Source organism: Corallincola spongiicola (assembly GCF_004284785.1).
Taxonomy (GTDB): Bacteria; Pseudomonadota; Gammaproteobacteria; order Enterobacterales; family Neiellaceae; genus Corallincola; species Corallincola holothuriorum.
Genome location: NZ_SHLY01000002.1, coordinates 351684 through 369243, shown reverse-complemented (window position 1 = coordinate 369243; position 17560 = coordinate 351684). Strand labels below are relative to the sequence as shown.

Below are 17560 nucleotides of genomic sequence, written 5' to 3'. Positions count from 1 at the left end.
CGTTTTTGTTACGCTGCAGATATGTTCAGGGGGGAGAGTAAGTCACAGCGCGGGAGCGAATTCATAACCAAGAATCCACTCCAACGCGAGACAAAAGCGGCTAACTAACGAACCAGGTAAGCGTAAGCCGCAGCAAAGGCATGCTCTTGGAACTGCTTCAATCCGGTCGCTTTAAAATCGACTGGCATCGGATGACGCTTAATGGTTTCTTTAATCTCGGTTGCTGAGATCAGATCAACGCCGAGGCTTTCAATTAACTGGATAGTCGCTTCCAATTTAAAACTAACTGCGCCACCGGCGAATTTACCTTTAGTGATGCGCTCCTTAATCACCACATGGCTGACTTTGTAGTCTTCCATCAGCTTGGCAAAAGCAAACTGAAACTTTCGCACCTCTTCGGTGGTGGTGGATTTGGAGATAGCTAAACGGGTAGTGCGGCAATCAGGGATCTCAAATAACCCTTGCTCCAAAGACATCAAACACAAAATGGCTTCGCTGCCCTTCAACTCAACACCGCATACTTTCATCTGACACCTCAATTCAACTTCAACGAGCAAAGGAGTGTAAATACACGCCTTTAATGCCGCATAGTGTATGTGAATTTGAGGCGTTACGCAGAATTTTAGCGATAGTCGTAAAGATATTTCAGGTCGCGCTTACTTCCAGCCGTTTTGCCACCGGCGATTATCGTAAAGCTCCTGCCAATCAACGCTGACCTCATGATGAGAACCAACCTCTTCCATGGTGCAAAATTCAATGGCTCCCGCTTCATCCATCACCACATCTGTCACCACGTAATGATTTCGGCGCCGTCCGGAGCCAACCGCGGTCCATTTGGTCATACGTAACTTTTCAGGGTCAAAGCTGTTCATCAAAAGATCCTCCCCTACATATATTAGCTCAAGCTGACATAACTCGATGGCTGTCATACCTGCTAATTAAACGTACAGTGAGATCATCTGGATCAATTTAACCAAACGCGTTTGGCGGGAATCGGAACGGGAAACAAAAATCAGCGCAGTGAGTCAGCCGCTCAGCCAGAATGCCGCTTAAACAGCGAACGTTTCTGCCAGTGGGTGCCATCATAATCCCGGGTGGTGGTCGCCCCTTGGTTGATCCACAAGGTATGGCGATTAAACATCAGATCGGGTGCGTAATGGTTGGCTAGAATCGCTTTCGGGTAGTGGCGCCATGCTGCATGCTTACGTTTGTCGGTCGCTTCCAATAGAAAGGCCTCACCCTCGTTAAAAGCAACCACCCAAGCATGTCCCTCATTGCGGTATTTACCCATCACGACGCGGGCATCGATACCACTTTCAATCAACCAATCGGCCAACAGCAACGCATGATCTTCGCAATCACCACGAGTATATAGATAGGCCTGTGCCGAATTCTGCCATAGATCTTGTTTACGATACTGTTGGCTATCTAACTGATAAGTTTTACGACTGGCCACGGTATACAACGGCACCCATAACTTATCCGTCACAAACGGCGCATACCCCACCAGATAGCTGTTCACAAAATGATGCCGATTGTCTAATCCCTGCGCCGTGGCGGTGCTGTAGCCGTCAGCTTCAAAACGCCAGAGATAAGTGGCCTCTGCGCTATTTCCCGCTTGCCGCATTTGTGCGCTGATATCATCCTCGTAGATCCGCCGACCATTGCTTAACACCTGCACCTCTCCGCGCTGACGACGGCTATCGAGCAGATCTGGTGGGATAGTGCTGACAGCCAGCTCCATCTGTTGTCCCAACTGACGGACGAAATGGCTATCCAGACTAGTAGCGCCGTTTGGCTGCCACCAGACAATGCCGCAACAGATCAACAGCAGCGCTAGCAATGGCCAATAATCTTTCATCGAACGAACTGTGTCATTAGCCTACGATTTCAATCCAAATGAGATGATCAAAGCAACAAACAGCAGAATAGTCGAAGCAAAAATAGCTACCGCGACATTCCCCTCCTTCAACTCCTGCTCAATATCGATGTTTTTGAGCAACTTACTGTCGATAAAACGCAGCGCCATCACCCCCACCAGTAAAGAGACCAAGGTGTAGATCAGATTAATCGCCAGATTAAAAAATGTCGCTGCCAGAAATTCACCACCCATTACCACTCCTTAGTTTACAACTGGACTTCCCAGCTAACGCATTGAATATCCATTGTAATTATCATTGGGGCATTTCGAAGCTGTTCATTAAACCTTACCGGCAGCCATACACCAAGCGTTAAGCTCACACTTCATTCAGTGCGAAATAGAAAACACGCTGATAGTACAAAATAACAACCATTTACAATTTGTTAACTTGTTATCGGTTTTGTCGCGTTATTATGTAAGGGACTTAATTTGGACGATACTGGCTTATGAACAAGAAATGGTTGAAATGGGTGGTTCCGCTGGCAGTACTTGGTGCAGGTGCAGCAGGTATGATGGCAATCGGTGCCACAGCGCAGAAATCGGAAGAAACGGCCGCAGTAGACACTCGCCCCACGGTCAGCATTCAAACCCTAGAAGCTATCGACTTCCAAGTGAAAATAGCCAGTTACGGTGAAGTGAAGCCATTAGAAAGCACCATGCTTGCTGCACAGGTTTCTGGCGAAGTAGTCAATTGGAATCCAAATTTCACTGCTGGCGGCTTGGTAAAACGCAACGACATCCTGTTCAGTATTGAGAAAGATAACTACGAGGTAGCCGTGCTGCAAGCCGAGGCTAATTTGAGCCGTGCCCGCGCCGCACTGATCGAAGAGCAAGCCAAGTCTCAAGTGGCACAAACCGAAGCGAGCCGGATGAAAGACCGTAAGGTCTCCGACCTTTACCTGCGTAAACCGCAAGTGATGAGTGCCAAAGCCGATGTACAATCCGCCGAAGCTGCGCTAAAGCTAGCCCGCCGCGATCTGGAGAACTGCGAAGTTCGAGCGCCTTATGATGCCTTGGTGATCGAACGGGATCTGGGTGCTGGCCAATTCGTCAATGTTGGCGACAAGGTTGGCGAGTTAAGCAGCATCGAAAGCGCCGAAGTGGTGTTCCCTATTCCCGGCTTTGACAGTGCTTTCCTACCTAACGAACTGACAGGCCGCATCGCCACAGTGATGACCAAAGGACGTTTGCCGGTTGTTCGCCAAGCCACCATTGATCGCGACCTCGGCATTGTCGATAACGCCACCCGCATGGGGCACCTTGTCGCCCGTATCGATGATCCATACAGCCTCAACAGTGACGCTCCGAAGCTGAAGTTTGGCAGCTATGTTGAAGTGGGCTTCGATGGCATCGTGCTATCAGGGGTTTATCAGGTATCACAAGATCTGATCAGCAACCGTACTGCTTGGCTACTCGACGCAGAGAATAAATTGCAGCCGGTGCAGGTCGATGTACTCAGAGAAGAAGGCGAAACCTTCCTCGTTAGCGCCGGACTCAAGGATGGCGACAAACTGGTACTGACACTACCCGAATATCCCCAAAAAGGGATGGAAGTGAAGCTCAGCGAGACCGCAGTAGCTGCGGTTGCCAAGGCGGAATAAAGGGGCGAAAGCGATGTCTGCAACACAACAAGAGCCCAAGCAAACCGGCTTAATCGCCTATTTTGCCAACAATTCTGTCGCCGCCAACCTGATGATGTTTTTTATCCTCATCATGGGGGTAATCAGCTATTTCACGATTCAACGGCAGATGTTTCCCAACATTGAGATCAACTATATCCGTGTGACGGCAGACTATTTGGGTGCTTCACCACAGGAGATCGAAGAGAACATCCTGATCAAGATTGAAGAATCGCTGAAGGATGTCACCGAGATCAAGCGCAGTATCTCCCGTGCCCACCGCAATGAGGGCACTGTTACCTTAGAGATCTATCCTGATGAAGAGCTGACCGATGTGCTGGATAAGGTCAAACTACGGATAGACAGTATTGCCACTTTTCCTGCCGAAATGGAGCCGGTCACCATTTCACAGATCGAGTTCCGTCAGGACATTATCGAAATGTCACTGGTGGGTGATTACCCGCTCACAGAGTTGAAACCGGTGGCCCGAGAAATTAAAAATGAACTGCTGCAGCTAAGTAACGTGTCGCTGGTTGATTTCAGTGCACCGGAAGATGAGATCGCCATCGAGATCCAACCAGAAGTACTGCGTAAATACGATCTGACCCTGCGTCAGGTCAGTGATGCCATTAGCCGTTACTCGGCAAACTTCTCCGCAGGTCAACTGCGTACAGATTCAGGCATTGTATCGGTACGTATCGAAAACCAGTTTTACAGTGGTGAAGAGTTCCGCAATATCCCAATTAAGATCGGCGCCAACGGTGCCAAAGTGTTACTCAAGGATATCGCCACCATTAAAGATCAGTTCACCGAAGGAGAGCGCTACTTCAAGTACTCAGGTGAAAACGCGATATTTATGTCGGTCAACGCCACCAAAGATCAGAACATGGTGCCGGTCGCCGAGTCAGTCAAAAGCTTTATTGAAGCGCGCAACAAAACCCTGCCACCAGGTATGGAGATCAAGATACTCGTCGACATGACTTACTACTTGAATGCCCGTCTCGATATGATGTTGAAGAACCTGTTGCAAGGTTCGCTGCTGGTCGCGCTGATGTTAACCATCTTCCTGCGCTTTCGTTTGGCGTTCTGGGTCATGGTTGGTTTACCGCTCTGCTTTCTCGGCGCGATGATGCTGATGCCAGTGTTTGGCGTCAGTATTAATATTCTTTCGTTGTTCGCCTTTATCATGGTATTGGGGATCGTCGTCGACGATGCCATTGTGATAGGAGAAAGCGCCTACTCCGAAGTAGAAAAACATGGCGGCGGCGTCGAGAACGTCGTGCGCGGAGCGCGCAAGGTAGCAACCCCGGCCACCTTTGGCGTACTGACCACCATCGCGGTGTTTGCGCCGTTCGTGATGGCGAGTGGTCCAGAAGGGGCATTCTTTTACAACATCGCCGTCGTGGTGATCTTGTGCCTGATATTTAGCTTAATCGAGTCCAAACTGATCCTACCGGCACACATTGCCCACACCCATTTTGCGCCAGTGGATGAGAACAGTTGGCGTGCGCGCTTTAATCGTCGCTTTTTTGGTTTTGTAAATGGCCCCTATCGCCGCTTTGTAGTGCAATGTACCGAGTGGCGCTGGGCGGTGTTTTGCGGCTTTATCGCCCTGCTAGTCATCAGCTTTGGCTTGGTGCAAGCCAATCACGTGCGCTTTGTGCCCAGTCCGAAAGTACCTCACGATTTTCCCAGCATCTCCATTGAGATGAATGAGAACGTCTCAGATCAACAGACAATTGACGCCCTGCGCACCATAGAATCTGCGATTCTGGCAATCGAAGCGCAAACCGAAGCCGATTACGGCCAAGGCATGATCCGCGATATTTTGGCCTTTAATGAAAGCCGTTCAGAAGCACGAATAGTGGTACCTCTGGTGGATGAGGAGCTGCGCCCTTATGACACCTTTGAGCTGGCCCGACAGTGGCGCGATGCGATCCCGTCGATACCCGGAATGAAATCCTTCGTCGTGCAGGATGACGTTAACGGCGGCAATGATGATGGCGAATTTGGTTACCTACTCTACGGTTCCGATATCGCCACACTCAATGCAGCTGGCCGTGAATTTATCGCCATGTTGCAGTTGCAAGAAGGCTTATTTGATATCAGCTCCACCATCGATCCGGCAAGTAAAGAGGTGCAGCTCAGTATGCGCCCGGTCGCTTACGACTTAGGATTAGATCTAGTCTCTATCGCCAGTCAGGTGGGTGCCGGATTCTATGGTGGTGAAGCTCAGCGCGTACTGCGTCACGGTGAAGAGGTCAAAGTGATGGTGCGCTATCCGAAACTGACCCGCGAAAAGTTTGCCGAGCTGAAATACGCAGTGATCACCACGCCGTCGGGTGAAGAGGTGATGCTAGGTGACGTCGTCGAACTGACGGAAAAACCTGGTATCAGCTACATCCGTCGAGAAGGGGGTTTCCGCAGTGTTTATATCTGGGGCAACATCGATGAAGAGGTGGTTGAACCCAACGAGGTGGTAGCCACCATCGACGACAACCTGATGCCGGAACTGCAAGCCGCCTTCCCTAGTATCAAAACCGAACTCGGTGGCTCGGTAGAAGAGCAGCAGGCGCAACAAAGTGAACAGATCCTGTTTTTTATCGCCGGTATGTTACTGGTGTATGTGCTACTTGCTGTGCCACTGAAAAGCTATGCCCAGCCACTGATCATTATGTCGGTGATCCCGTTCAGTTTAACAGGGGCGATCTGGGGGCATTTTTGGTTTGGTATTGATCTGAGCATGATGTCGACCTTCGGCCTGATCGCTGCTGCAGGTGTCGTGATCAACGACAGCCTGGTGATGACAGATTACGTCAATCAACGTCGTCGAGCTGGCGCAAAAATCAGAGAAGCGGTTATTGAAGCTGGGTGTGCGCGCTTCCGCGCCATCACACTGACCTCTATCACCACTTTTGCCGGTGTATTACCGATTATGTTCGAAACCAGCCTGCAAGCCCGTTTCGTTATTCCGATGGCGGTAGCGCTGGGCTTCGCCGTGATGTTCGCCACCATCATCACCCTGATACTGGTACCTTGCATGTACCTGATGCTGGATGATTTGGCGGCTATATTCCGCGGCATATTTAGAAAGCTAGGCTGGAAACGACGCGGTGCGCAAATCGAGGAGATGTTAGAGCCAGTCGAGGAACTGTTAGAGCAAAAGTAGAAACAGCTCGCCAAAGATAGTCATTCAAAGGCCCTGCACTTAGCTGTGCAGGGCCTTTTTTGCAGTGAAAAAACGTCCGCTTACCCCTTGGAGAGGCGGTTATTGCTCCACATTCCTCAATATAGTCACGACAACAAAGCAATCGGTCCAGGCATAAAACTACGAAAAATGCACCCCAGAAATTCGTAGCCAAGGCAATGACAGTGCGCCGGTATCCAGCGTCTCCTGACTGACAGCAACAATATCCCGCAGCATATTAGCGACGTTACCCGCGATCATCACTTCCGACAGCCCATGTTGTTGTCTACCCTGCTCGATGAGAAAGCTGTTTTTAATCACTGCGGAAAAATCACCGTTTTTTGCAGGGTCACCCATCGATAATCGGTTAACTATGGCACCACGCTCAACCCCGGCAATCATCTCTGCTCGTTTAGTTTGTCCCGGTTTAATCACCCAGCCGTTGCCCGTCGGCAAGTGAGGCAACTTCAATTTATTGCTGGCATAAAAGCTAGGTAAAAGGTGCTGTAGCTTGCCATCCACCAGCAGCTCTATTTCAGGGATCACAAAACCTTCCTCGTTGAACGGCAAACAATCGACCGCACGGTGACGGTTAGTGATGCTTAACAGCGGAGAAGTAATAACCTTGTTCAGCTCCTGTTGATACAGCGAACTGCCGCTTAGCAGGCATTCATCGGACAGCTGTGCCAACAACCAGTAAAGTAAATCTTCTACCGCTTGCGGCGCCAGGATCACCTCGCCAACAAACTTCTCCCGCAATGACTGGGTAACGATCAACTGTTCCTGCGTCTGCATCATCTCACCGATGCCAAACCACTCATTAGCGGGCGCTAGAGACAGCTCAGCACAATTACCACCAGCTGAATTAGATGAGCTATTCTGCTGCTCTTGCTTGGCACAACCACAAACAGACAGCTCGAAATACCCTACGCTTGCACTCAAGTCTGTGCCCTTAGATGTCAGCAGGCATACAGTTCTACAGGTGTAGCTAGCAAGCCCCTCCTGTATCTGCATCGCTGGTGCTTGGGCCTGCCGGAAGGTCAGGATCTCCTGCGCCTTGCTGGCCAACAACTCAGGATCGGAATGCAGGGGGCCTTGCTGATGATCGATTTGCTGGGCAGATGACACTTGATTCGCCTCATCTGCAGGCGCCCTCTCCGCAGCGGCGAGCAAGTCATTGACAGCAGCCGTTAACGCCTGCTCATCAAGCTGCGTAACTGTGATACTGGCTTTACGCCCAGCAATGATCCCCTCCATCAGCAAGCTGATTTCTTCGGTACTTCGAAACAAACTCGCTTGATTGTGGTTAATATTGATCTCATCCATCTGCCGCTTGCTGGTTCGTACCAAAGCCTGATCAAAGCCAGCATGTTGTAGCCGTTGCAGTGCATTCTGTGCCAGAGATCTAAGTTCCATCTGCTACTCTCCTCCTAAATGAGCGGTAGCCCGTATAGCTGGGCCGCCCGCCGACACAACGATCCACTGCTTCTTGCCACAGTGTCCTTTACATTCCCATGTCATCTCATCAGACACAGCATCAACACTTTTAAGCACTTCGATGGCGCTCCCTGACACCGTGGTATCTTTAATCGCCCGTCCCAGTTTACCGTTCTTGATCTCGTAGCCAAGGCAGATGCCAAACATAAACTCCGACGTCGAGTCGGCTTGGCCGTTGGCGGAGTCCAGCAGCAGGTAACCCGATTCAATCTCGGAGATCATCTGCGCATACTTATCTTTGCCCGGCAAGATCGCGGTATTTCGCATGCGGATAAGCGGTTCATCACTGCAATTGGCTGCACGAGCGTTACCTGTAGCGGCCATATCCATTTGGGCTGATGATTCACGGCTATGCATGTAGCCAGTCAGCACACCTTGATCAATCAATATCGCATCTGTTGCGGGCGTGCCCTCATCATCGGCATACACAGGCACCAGCGTTTCCTGCCCCGCATAACTGTGGGCAAAATCCACCATGGTGATCAATTCACTGGCCACCGGTTGTTGCAACAGTTCGCTGGTGATCGCGCCACCCAATACAATATCAGCCTCGCAGGGATGTCCCATGGCTTCATGGGCAAGCAGACCAGTAAGCTCGGAGGCCATGACCACAGTATGTTTGCCGCCAGCCACGGGCACCGCATCGCATTTCGCCATCAAATGCTGGTACAACTGCTCAAAGCGCTGCTCCATGGTGGCCATACTCATATCGAGATCAGCAAAGCCCCCTTTGCCCGAAATCCAGTCATGCAGTTCAATCGGCTGACCATCCTTACCTTCCGCCGTGAACACCGTAATGCACTCAGCCCGATGCATACTGGAATGGATCTGACTGCCAACACTGTTACTAAGAAACTTACGGTGATACTCATCGCCTAGCATAAATTGACTGGAGACCAATTTCGGATAGCGTTTGGCACAAAGCTGATGCATTTCGTTGAGCCACTCGCTACGCTCTTGGCGACTCAGTTCGGTTTTACCCATCACATGATGTTCACCTTGATAGCTAGATTGCGGCAAACTCAACGAGGGGCGGTCACCAAATATTGATAAGGCTTTAGCGTTGGCGAAAGCCTTGTTAGTCAATCGCTCCGCGGTCGCCGCGCCCAAGTCCGCCGCAGAAGCAAATCCCCAATAACCTTGCTGAAAAACGCGCGCCGATAAACCGGCGTCATGCTGAGTTTTGTTTTCTATAAGGTTGCCATCCACCAGCATCATGAATGAGTTTCGTGACTCATGCTGTCGCAGTTCAATATAGTCAGAGGAGGAAGCTAAAGAGAGGTGTTCGAAACTCACGCGATATCCTTTTGGTGAATTTTAATCAACAACCGAGTTAACATGATACCCGCTTGTTTCACAAGCAATAATCTTAAAGATATGCAGTCTGAAACGACAACAGTCAAACAGATTGGCTGCTATCTCGGCCTCCCTATGATCTCGATCAGTCTCACATTTTTACTGCTAAATTAGCTATAGACAGGGCTAAATGTTAACCGTATGTTAGATCACACTTTTTATCCAATGGAGGCAATTTCACTTATTAGTCCTTTAGCTTGACCCTACTGAAAACTAATAACGATCAGCAAGTTAAACTGCTGGCAGATAAAAGAAATAAGGATATTTATGACATCAATGGCATCGACCCTCGGTCGCTATCGTTCCCCTAAAAAGCCTCTTTCCAGTCTGCTTACTCGTGTCACCTTTATCATTCTATTCGTTATCTTATTTGCGCTATTCAGCATGGGCTTAGTACGGCTGTATGCGTTAGGCGAATACGCCGTTGCAATCGTTTGTCTCATTGTTGGCCTATCAGCTAGTTATATAACCCTGAATAAACGCCTGGTGGCGTGGCGCTTTCTATACCCTGCACTGCTGCTCATCTTTCTGATGATGCTATTCCCCATCGTTTATTCCGTGGCCATCGGTTTTACTAACTACAGCAGCAAAAACCTACTGACTTACGAAAGGGTTGTGAATTACCACTTAGAACAAACCTACGCAGAGAAGAAGCAACGATTCAAATTCCAGCTCTATCAAGCTGATAACCAGTACCAAATCACACTCAATGATGGCAGCGGGCTTTGGTTGCAAACGCCATTTCTAACGCTTAATCAGCCCCTTGATAAAGCCACAGAAGCAGGGCCTAAACGAGCCATTCCGCTGGCCGTTATATCCGCCGCGCCATCTGGCGAGCCTTTGGCTATGCGTGACGTCATCAAGCTCAAAGCCCAGCTAAAAACGTTAGCTCTCACCCGTGACAATGAACCTGATCTGATGATGTATGGTTTCCGCGAGTTTCTGCCGCTGCTACCACGCTATGAAATCAAGCAGCCCGACAACTTACCCATGGCTGAACGTCCCAACGAATTTTTGTATGACAATCAGGACAAGCGCTATCTGCAAGCAGACTTCAATAATGGCTTCTATACCTACCTGAATGACGCGGGTGAAATGACAGAAAAGACCTTGAGTCCTGGCTTTGTTACCCATGTCGGTTGGAAAAATTATCACACAATCTTTGCCATGGATGAGGACAGAAAAAACCTTGCCAAAGTGGCATTGTGGACCGTCAGCTTTGCCCTATTGACCGTATTGATGCAGTTCAGCCTAGGTATGCTTTTGGCCTCACTGCTAAATTGGCATCGCGTTAAAGGCCAACGTATCTTTCGCACCTTGTTGTTAATTCCGTTCGCCGTGCCTGCATTTATCTCCATCATGATTTTTCGCGCCATGTTCAATAGTGAATTTGGCGATGTAAATGCATTACTAGAGTTCCTGTTCGGCATGCGCTTTGAGTGGTATTTCAATCCTTGGTTAGCCAAACTACAGGTACTGCTAGTGAACCTCTGGTTGGGGTTCCCCTACTTTATGCTGCTGGCAATGGGGATGTTGAAATCTATCCCGAGCGATCTTTATGAAGCCGCCAATATGGATGGCGCCGGCACCTGGTATAAATTCCGCTTTATCACCCTGCCAATGATCATTAAGTCCTTAACGCCACTGCTGATCATGTCTTTCACTTTTAATTTCAATAATTTTCTTGTCATCGCTTTGCTCACCAGAGGTGGCCCGCGAATGGATGATGCCACGGTGCTCATCGGTGAAACCCAGTTACTGATCAACTATATCTATGATCTCGCCAATGGTTCGGTGCTGGGTTATCAGGCCTATGGCCTCGCCAGCGCACTCTCAGGGTTCCTATTTCTTGTCATTGCCAGCATCAGTCTGTGGCAATTCTGGCTCACCCGCGAAAAGTCCCCCCGTTCAGAGCTACAGGAGCATTAATCATGGCGATAGTTGAAGCAAAAAATACACGTTACCGCGTCTGGCTTACCTACCTGTTCCTAGCGCTATTTATTGCCGGCATGATGTACCCGCTACTGGCGATGATTTCAATCTCCTTTAGAACAGGGAACCTGCTGAATGGTTCGCTGATCCCGGACAACCCCAGCCTGGAACATTGGCGGCTGGTATTCGGCATCGGTTCGGAGGAAGAACAAAAATGGTTTAAGAATTTTCCCGTACTGCTTTGGACGTGGAACTCAATTAAGATCGCTTTTATCACCTCTGCCATCAGTATTGTATTTTCATCCATGGCGGCGTATGCCTTTGCTCGAATGAAATTTATAGGCAGTAAGTGGTTACTGACATCACTGCTAATTATCGGGCTATTTCCAGCGCTAACCGGCATGGTGGCAATCCGTATCATGCTAGAAAAGATAGGCTACTTTATTCCGGCTCTCGGCTTTGATACCCATGGTGGCTTGATGTTGCTGTACCTAAGCGCCGTACTCGGCGAAATTTGGCTAATCAAGGGTTACATCCAATCACTGGATCCGGCGCTGGAAGAAGCGGCCACTATGGATGGCGCTAGCCGCTGGCAAACCCTGCGCTATATAGTATTACCGCTGTGTCTACCTATTCTGGTGGTCACTTTTATTCTCAGCTTTATCGCAGCTTTTGGTGAATATGCTTTTGCCAATATGATGCTTTCTGATCCTGACAAATTTACCCTAGCACTAGGGATGCAGAGCTTCCTCAATCAAACCTATGCCCCCCTGTGGGGAGATTTTGCTGCGACAGCGATCTTTGCCGCACTGCCTATCACACTAGTCTTTTTAATTGGCCAAAAATGGCTGATCGGTGGGCTAACCTCGGGGAGTGTTAAGGGTTAAGTTGTATCAATACGTACATCAAAAGTGCGCGAGAAATTGGGGAGCGGTTAATTCAACGCTCCCCCTTATCCCCCCTAGAAGGGAGAAAAGTACCAAGATAAATCAGGTATCTAACGCCAATACCACTTCTGACACCGCCACGCAGCAGCAGGGCAACACTTCACCTGGATTGACCCAGGCCAGTGGCGCCGAGGTATACGCCACTTCACCCGAGACTTTTTTAGTACGGCAACGTCCACAATAACCTTCGCGACATTGGTACGGTACCTCGACGCCCTCCGCTTCCAGCTGCTCTAACAGGGTATAACCCTCAGCAGCTTGGGTAACGGAGATCTCTGGGCTTTCCAGCTGAACAGCGTTATCACGCTGGGCGTTACTGGGCAGGCAGGATACCAGCCCTTTATCTACAAGCTTATTACCAGTGAGTTCGCTCATAGCTCAAAACCCGCTAACGCATTGGTATCCACGTCACTGTCGATGGCACCGACTAGGTAAGAACTAATTTCAGCTTCTTGTGGCGCGACTTGTACGTTATCACTCACTAACCAGCTATCCATCCACGGTAGCGGGTTGGGACGCTGCGGGAAACAAGGTTCGAAGCCTATCGCCTGCAATCTTTGATTGGTAATGTAGTCAACATACTGACTGAGAATGTCGGTATTCAAGCCGATCATCGACCCATCTTTAAACAGATATTCCGCCCACTCTTTTTCCTGCTGTGCGGCGTCCTTAAATATTTGGATCACTTCCGGTTTAAGCTCTGCAGCAATCTCGGCCATCTCTGGATCATCCTGTCCACTGGCCAGAATATTCAACATATGTTGAGTGCCTGTCAGGTGCAGTGCTTCATCACGGGCGATCAGCTTGATAATTTTGGCGTTGCCTTCCATGGTGGCACGTTCGGCAAAAGCAAAGCTGCAGGCAAAGCTGACATAAAAGCGGATCGCTTCCAACACGTTCACCGACACTAACGTCAGATACAGTTTGCGTTTCAGGGCTGGCAAGCTCACCTGTACGGGGATATCACTACCACTGATCCGATATTCACCTTCACCGCCGGTAGCATACAGCTGGGCGTGTAAGATCAAATCATCGTAATAATGAGAAACCGCTTCTGCGCGAGCAATGATCTGTTCATTGTTGATGATGTCATCAAACACATCTCCCGGCTCTGCCAAGATATTGCGGATAATATGGGTATACGAACGTGAATGAATCGTTTCGCTGAATGCCCAGGTTTCGATCCAGGTTTCGATTTCTGGCAGTGACACCAGTGGCAGTAGAGCCATATTGGGTGAACGCCCCTGCACACTATCAAGCAGAGTTTGGTACTTCAGATTACTAAGAAAAATATGCTGTTCATGGGCGGGTAACTCGGCAAAATCTTTACGATCAGTAGAAAGATCTACCTCTTCCGGACGCCAGAAAAATGAAAGCTGCTTTTCAATGAGCTGCTCGAATACCGGGTATTTTTGCCGGTCATAACGGGAGACATTCACGTTCTCACCAAAGAACATATCCTGCTTGAACGTCTCAAATTTGTTTTGATTAAAGCTTTTATAAGCCATTAGTTTGTTCCGCTTTTATTGTTCTGTTTGCGATTCATTTAAATACCCCTCACCCCAGCCCTCTCCCCTTGGAGAGGGAGCAAAAGTGCAAGCTCGTTGCCGTCCGCTTTTTCTGTCACCTTCTTCCTTGGGAAGAAAGGCGAAGTGGAGGTCTATTTTCTTAAATACCCCTCACCCCTGCCCTCTCCCTTTGAGAGGAAGCAACGGCACCAGCGCACTGCTGCCAACTTTTTCTGTCTCCTTCTTCCTTGGGAAGAAAGGCGAAGTGGAGGTCTATTTTCTTAAATACCCCTCACCCCTGCCCTCTCCCTTTGAGAGGAAGCAACCGCACCAGCGCACTGCTGCCAGCTTTTTCTGTCTCCTTCTCCCTTGGGGAGAAAGGCGAAGTGGAGGCCTATTTTCTTAAATACCCCTCACCCCAGCCCTCTCCCCTTGGAGAGGGGGCAAAAGTGCAAGCTCGTTGCCGTCCGCTTTTATTTTCTCCTTCTCCCTTGGGGAGAAAGGCGAAGTGGAGGTTTATTTTCTTAAAACCCCTCACCCCAGCCCTCTCCCCTTGGAGAGGGGGCAAAAAGTGCAAGCTCGTTGCCGTCCGCTTTTCTTGTCTCCTTCTCCCTTGGGAAGAAAGGCGAAGTGGAGGTTTATTTTCTTAAATACCCCTCACCCCAGCCCTCTCCCTTGGAGAGGGAGCAAAAGTGCAAGCTCGTTGCCGTCCGCTTTTCTTGTCTCCTTCTCCCTTGGGGAGAAGGGCGGGATGAGGGGGCTTTTTATCCTTTAAAAAATCCGCTCAGGCTAAATCTTACAAGCGCCGCCTTCACAGCCGTCGTCATCGTTTTCTACAACGGTCGTTTCAGCTGGGCGAGCCTCCCCCATTACTGGCGACTCGTTGGATAAATGCTTGTCCGTCGCACCGTCGCGAGTGTTGTGGTAATAAAGCGTTTTCAGGCCGCACTTATAAGCACTAAGTAGGTCTTGCATCAGCAATTGCATCGGCACTTTGCCTTCGCCAAATCGCGCGGGGTCATAGTTGGTGTTGGCAGAAATAGCTTGGTCGACGAACTTTTGCATCACTCCGACCAACTGCAAATAGCCGGTGTTACTTGGGATATTCCATAGCAGTTCGTAGCTATCACGGAGTGTTTCTAACTCCGGAACCACCTGTTTCAAGATCCCGTCTTTCGATGCTTTAACACTGACAAAGCCTCGTGGTGGTTCAATACCGTTGGTGGCATTACTGATCTGAGAAGAGGTTTCAGAGGGCATCAATGCAGTGAGGGTCGAGTTGCGTAGCCCATCACGTAGAATATCAGCGCGTAGCCCTTCCCAATCACAATGCAGCGGTTCATCGCAGTAGCCATCCACATCTTTTTTGTAGTGATCTATCGGCAGTTTGCCTTGGGCATAGGTGGTATCAGTAAAGGCATCACAAGCGCCCTGTTCACGCGCTAATTGGTTAGATGCTTGCAGCAGATGATACTGGATCGCTTCAAAGGTACGGTGGGTCAAACCCAGCGCTGAACCATCAGAATACTTCACGCCGTTTTTGGCCAAATAGTAGGCATAGTTGATCACGCCTACCCCCAGAGTACGCCGCTTCAGCGAGCCTTGCTGCGCCGCAGGCACGGGATAGTTCTGATAGGTCAATAAGCTGTCTAATGCGCGCACTAATAGATCAGCAAGTGGGGCCAATTCATCTAACGACTTAAGCGCACCCAAGTTAAATGCCGCCAACGTACAAAGCGCGATCTCACCCTCTTTGTCATTAATATCCTGCAGTGGCGTTGTAGGTAGCGCGATCTCAAGACAAAGGTTAGATTGACGTATCGGCGCTTTAGCCGGGTCAAACGGACTATGGGTATTACAGTGGTCAACATTCTGAATATAGATACGGCCCGTTGACGCTCGCTCTTGTAATAAGCGCGAAAACAGCTCAACGGCTTTAATGGTTTTCTTGCGAACGTTGGTGTCTTGCTCGTATTGCTGATAGAGCTTTTCGAACTCATCCTGATCAGCAAAAAACGCCTCATATAACCCCGGCACATCTGACGGACTGAACAGTGAAATATCCGCATTTTTTAGCAGACGTTGGTACATCAGCCGATTAAGCTGTACCCCATAATCCAGATGCCGAACCCGATTCTCTTCCACACCGCGGTTGTTTTTAAGTACCAGTAACTCTTCTGTTTCTAAATGCCAAAGCGGGTAAAACAGCGTCGCAGCACCGCCACGAACACCACCCTGAGAGCAGCATTTCACCGCCGTTTGGAAGTGCTTAAAGAATGGAATACAACCGGTATGATTAGCCTCCCCCCCTCGGATAGATGAACCGAGCGCGCGAATACGTCCGGCATTAATACCAATACCCGCACGCTGACTGACATAGCGCACAATCGCAGAGGTGGTGGCGTTAATGGAATCCAGCGAATCACCGCATTCAATCAACACGCAAGAGCTGAACTGGCGAGTTGGCGTACGCACGCCCGCCATAATCGGCGTTGGCAAAGAGATTTTGAACGTAGACACCGCATCATAAAAGCGACGGACATAATCCAGACGAATGGACCTGTCGTAGTTAGCAAACAAACACGCACCGATCAGCAGATAGAGAAACTGCGGGCTTTCGTAGAACTCTCCTTTCACCCTGTCCTGAACCAGGTATTTACCTTCCAGCTGCTTCACGGCAGCGTAAGCAAAGTCCAAGTCCCGTTGGTGGTCGATAAAACCATCCATCAGGGCGAACTCTTCCATGCTGTAATCCGTTAGTAGCTGGGCATCGTAACGTTGCAGATCCACCAACCGACCCACGTGCTGGTATAGCGAAGGCGGCGTGTATTGGCCATAGGCTTTTTTACGCAGATGAAAGATGTTCAGCCGGGCAGCCAGATATTGATAATCAGGAGTCTCTTCCGAGATCAGATCCGCCGCAGACTTAATCAATGTTTCATGAATATCTGACGTGGTAATTCCGTCGTGAAATTGCAGATGTGCTCTAAGCTCGACTTGAGATACAGAGACAGTATCAAGCCCTTCTGCCGCCCAGGTGAGTACCTTATGGATCTTATCCAGATCGAGCGGTTCATGGCGGCCATCACGTTTGGCAATTGAGATATTTTTGTTATTCACCTTGTCGAACTCCGTAGCGACAAGGCAGGGGAAGGTATGACGCCAGCCATGCTAGCGTTCAGGCGAACAGCCGGGCATGGTCGAGCCACACACCGGATCACCCCGCCCGATGTTTGACGAATCAGTTAATTGGTGCGAAAAACACACCGCGACGGCAGGTCTCCTGGCTTGTGCGTCTTCGCCTTGACTCGCCTTCCCGGAATCTCATTCCAGTGGCTATTGAGCGTGGCTCTGCACTTACAGTTGCGGGGGCAGCTGCGGAATTATTAGCGGAAAAAACACCACTAATTCACCGCATTCCCTATTAATCCGTGGGCATTCTATTGAAGACGCCCTTGGGAACCGTTCGGCACATATAGTGGTTCAAGAATTGATTTACGTCAACATATAGTGTTTAAAAGGTGATTTGATATACAGAAGTTAAATAAAAAATGAGCATTACAAATGCAAAAATTAGATTTGCTCAATGCTCT

Annotated in this window: 13 protein-coding genes and 1 riboswitch; of the genes, 4 read left to right on the top strand and 9 right to left on the bottom strand. The window is 49.5% G+C overall.

The features are described 5' to 3' along the window. Nucleotides 1-104: 104 nt before the first annotated feature. The 4 genes from EXY25_RS07370 to EXY25_RS07355 all read right to left on the bottom strand — a co-directional run bounded on the left by EXY25_RS07370 (nt 105) and on the right by EXY25_RS07355 (nt 2113). Nucleotides 105-527, bottom strand: a complete 423-nt coding sequence (locus tag EXY25_RS07370; RefSeq protein WP_114336984.1) for a DUF3010 family protein — start codon at nt 525-527, stop codon at nt 105-107. A 129-nt stretch (nt 528-656) separates the two neighbouring features. Further along, nucleotides 657-872, bottom strand: a complete 216-nt coding sequence (locus tag EXY25_RS07365) for a TIGR02450 family Trp-rich protein (RefSeq protein WP_158537949.1) — start codon at nt 870-872, stop codon at nt 657-659. 161 nt (nt 873-1033) lie between these two features. After that, nucleotides 1034-1861, bottom strand: coding sequence for a transglutaminase domain-containing protein (locus EXY25_RS07360; protein ID WP_130566274.1), 828 nt, complete (start codon nt 1859-1861; stop codon nt 1034-1036). Between the two features lie 21 nt (nt 1862-1882). Beyond that, a complete protein-coding gene (locus EXY25_RS07355; protein ID WP_114336981.1) occupies nt 1883-2113 on the bottom strand; it encodes a DUF350 domain-containing protein in 231 nt (76 codons plus the stop codon). Nucleotides 2114-2367: 254 nt separating this feature from the next. On the opposite strand from EXY25_RS07355, the gene EXY25_RS07350 reads away from it, so the two are divergent. Further along, nucleotides 2368-3522 (top strand): efflux RND transporter periplasmic adaptor subunit, encoded by a 1155-nt coding sequence (locus EXY25_RS07350; protein ID WP_130566273.1) that lies wholly within the window; start codon nt 2368-2370, stop codon nt 3520-3522. 13 nt (nt 3523-3535) lie between these two features. Then, a complete protein-coding gene (locus EXY25_RS07345) occupies nt 3536-6709 on the top strand; it encodes an efflux RND transporter permease subunit (protein ID WP_130566272.1) in 3174 nt (1057 codons plus the stop codon). 159 nt (nt 6710-6868) lie between these two features. Here the strand turns inward: EXY25_RS07345 and EXY25_RS07340 are convergent, their stop codons facing one another. Then, nucleotides 6869-8143 (bottom strand): metallopeptidase TldD-related protein, encoded by a 1275-nt coding sequence (locus EXY25_RS07340; protein ID WP_130566271.1) that lies wholly within the window; start codon nt 8141-8143, stop codon nt 6869-6871. A gap of 3 nt (nt 8144-8146) precedes the next feature. After that, the gene (locus EXY25_RS07335; RefSeq protein ID WP_130566270.1) at nt 8147-9520 is read right to left on the bottom strand and encodes a TldD/PmbA family protein; all 1374 of its coding nucleotides are present in this window, start codon (nt 9518-9520) and stop codon (nt 8147-8149) included. Between the two features lie 336 nt (nt 9521-9856). On the opposite strand from EXY25_RS07335, the gene malF reads away from it, so the two are divergent. Beyond that, nucleotides 9857-11509: a maltose ABC transporter permease MalF gene (malF, locus tag EXY25_RS07330; RefSeq protein ID WP_165419295.1), complete on the top strand. Its 1653-nt coding sequence runs from the start codon at nt 9857-9859 to the stop codon at nt 11507-11509. Nucleotides 11510-11511: 2 nt separating this feature from the next. Further along, nucleotides 11512-12399 carry a maltose ABC transporter permease MalG gene (malG, locus tag EXY25_RS07325; protein WP_130566268.1) on the top strand — a complete coding sequence of 296 codons (888 nt, stop codon included), beginning with the start codon at nt 11512-11514 and terminating at the stop codon, nt 12397-12399. 102 nt (nt 12400-12501) lie between these two features. Here the strand turns inward: malG and yfaE are convergent, their stop codons facing one another. From yfaE to nrdA, 3 genes are all read right to left on the bottom strand, one after another. Further along, nucleotides 12502-12834, bottom strand: coding sequence for a class I ribonucleotide reductase maintenance protein YfaE (yfaE, locus tag EXY25_RS07320; RefSeq protein ID WP_130566267.1), 333 nt, complete (start codon nt 12832-12834; stop codon nt 12502-12504). After that, entirely contained in the window at nt 12831-13967 is a 1137-nt protein-coding gene (gene nrdB / locus EXY25_RS07315; RefSeq protein WP_130566266.1) for a class Ia ribonucleoside-diphosphate reductase subunit beta, read from the bottom strand. Before nrdB ends, yfaE begins: the two co-directional genes overlap by 4 nt. Nucleotides 13968-14756: 789 nt before the next feature. Further along, complete coding sequence (nrdA, locus tag EXY25_RS07310; protein WP_130566265.1) at nt 14757-17087, bottom strand: class 1a ribonucleoside-diphosphate reductase subunit alpha; 2331 nt, start codon at nt 17085-17087, stop codon at nt 14757-14759. A gap of 136 nt (nt 17088-17223) precedes the next feature. Then, nucleotides 17224-17450: riboswitch (cobalamin riboswitch) on the bottom strand. Nucleotides 17451-17560: the final 110 nt, after the last annotated feature.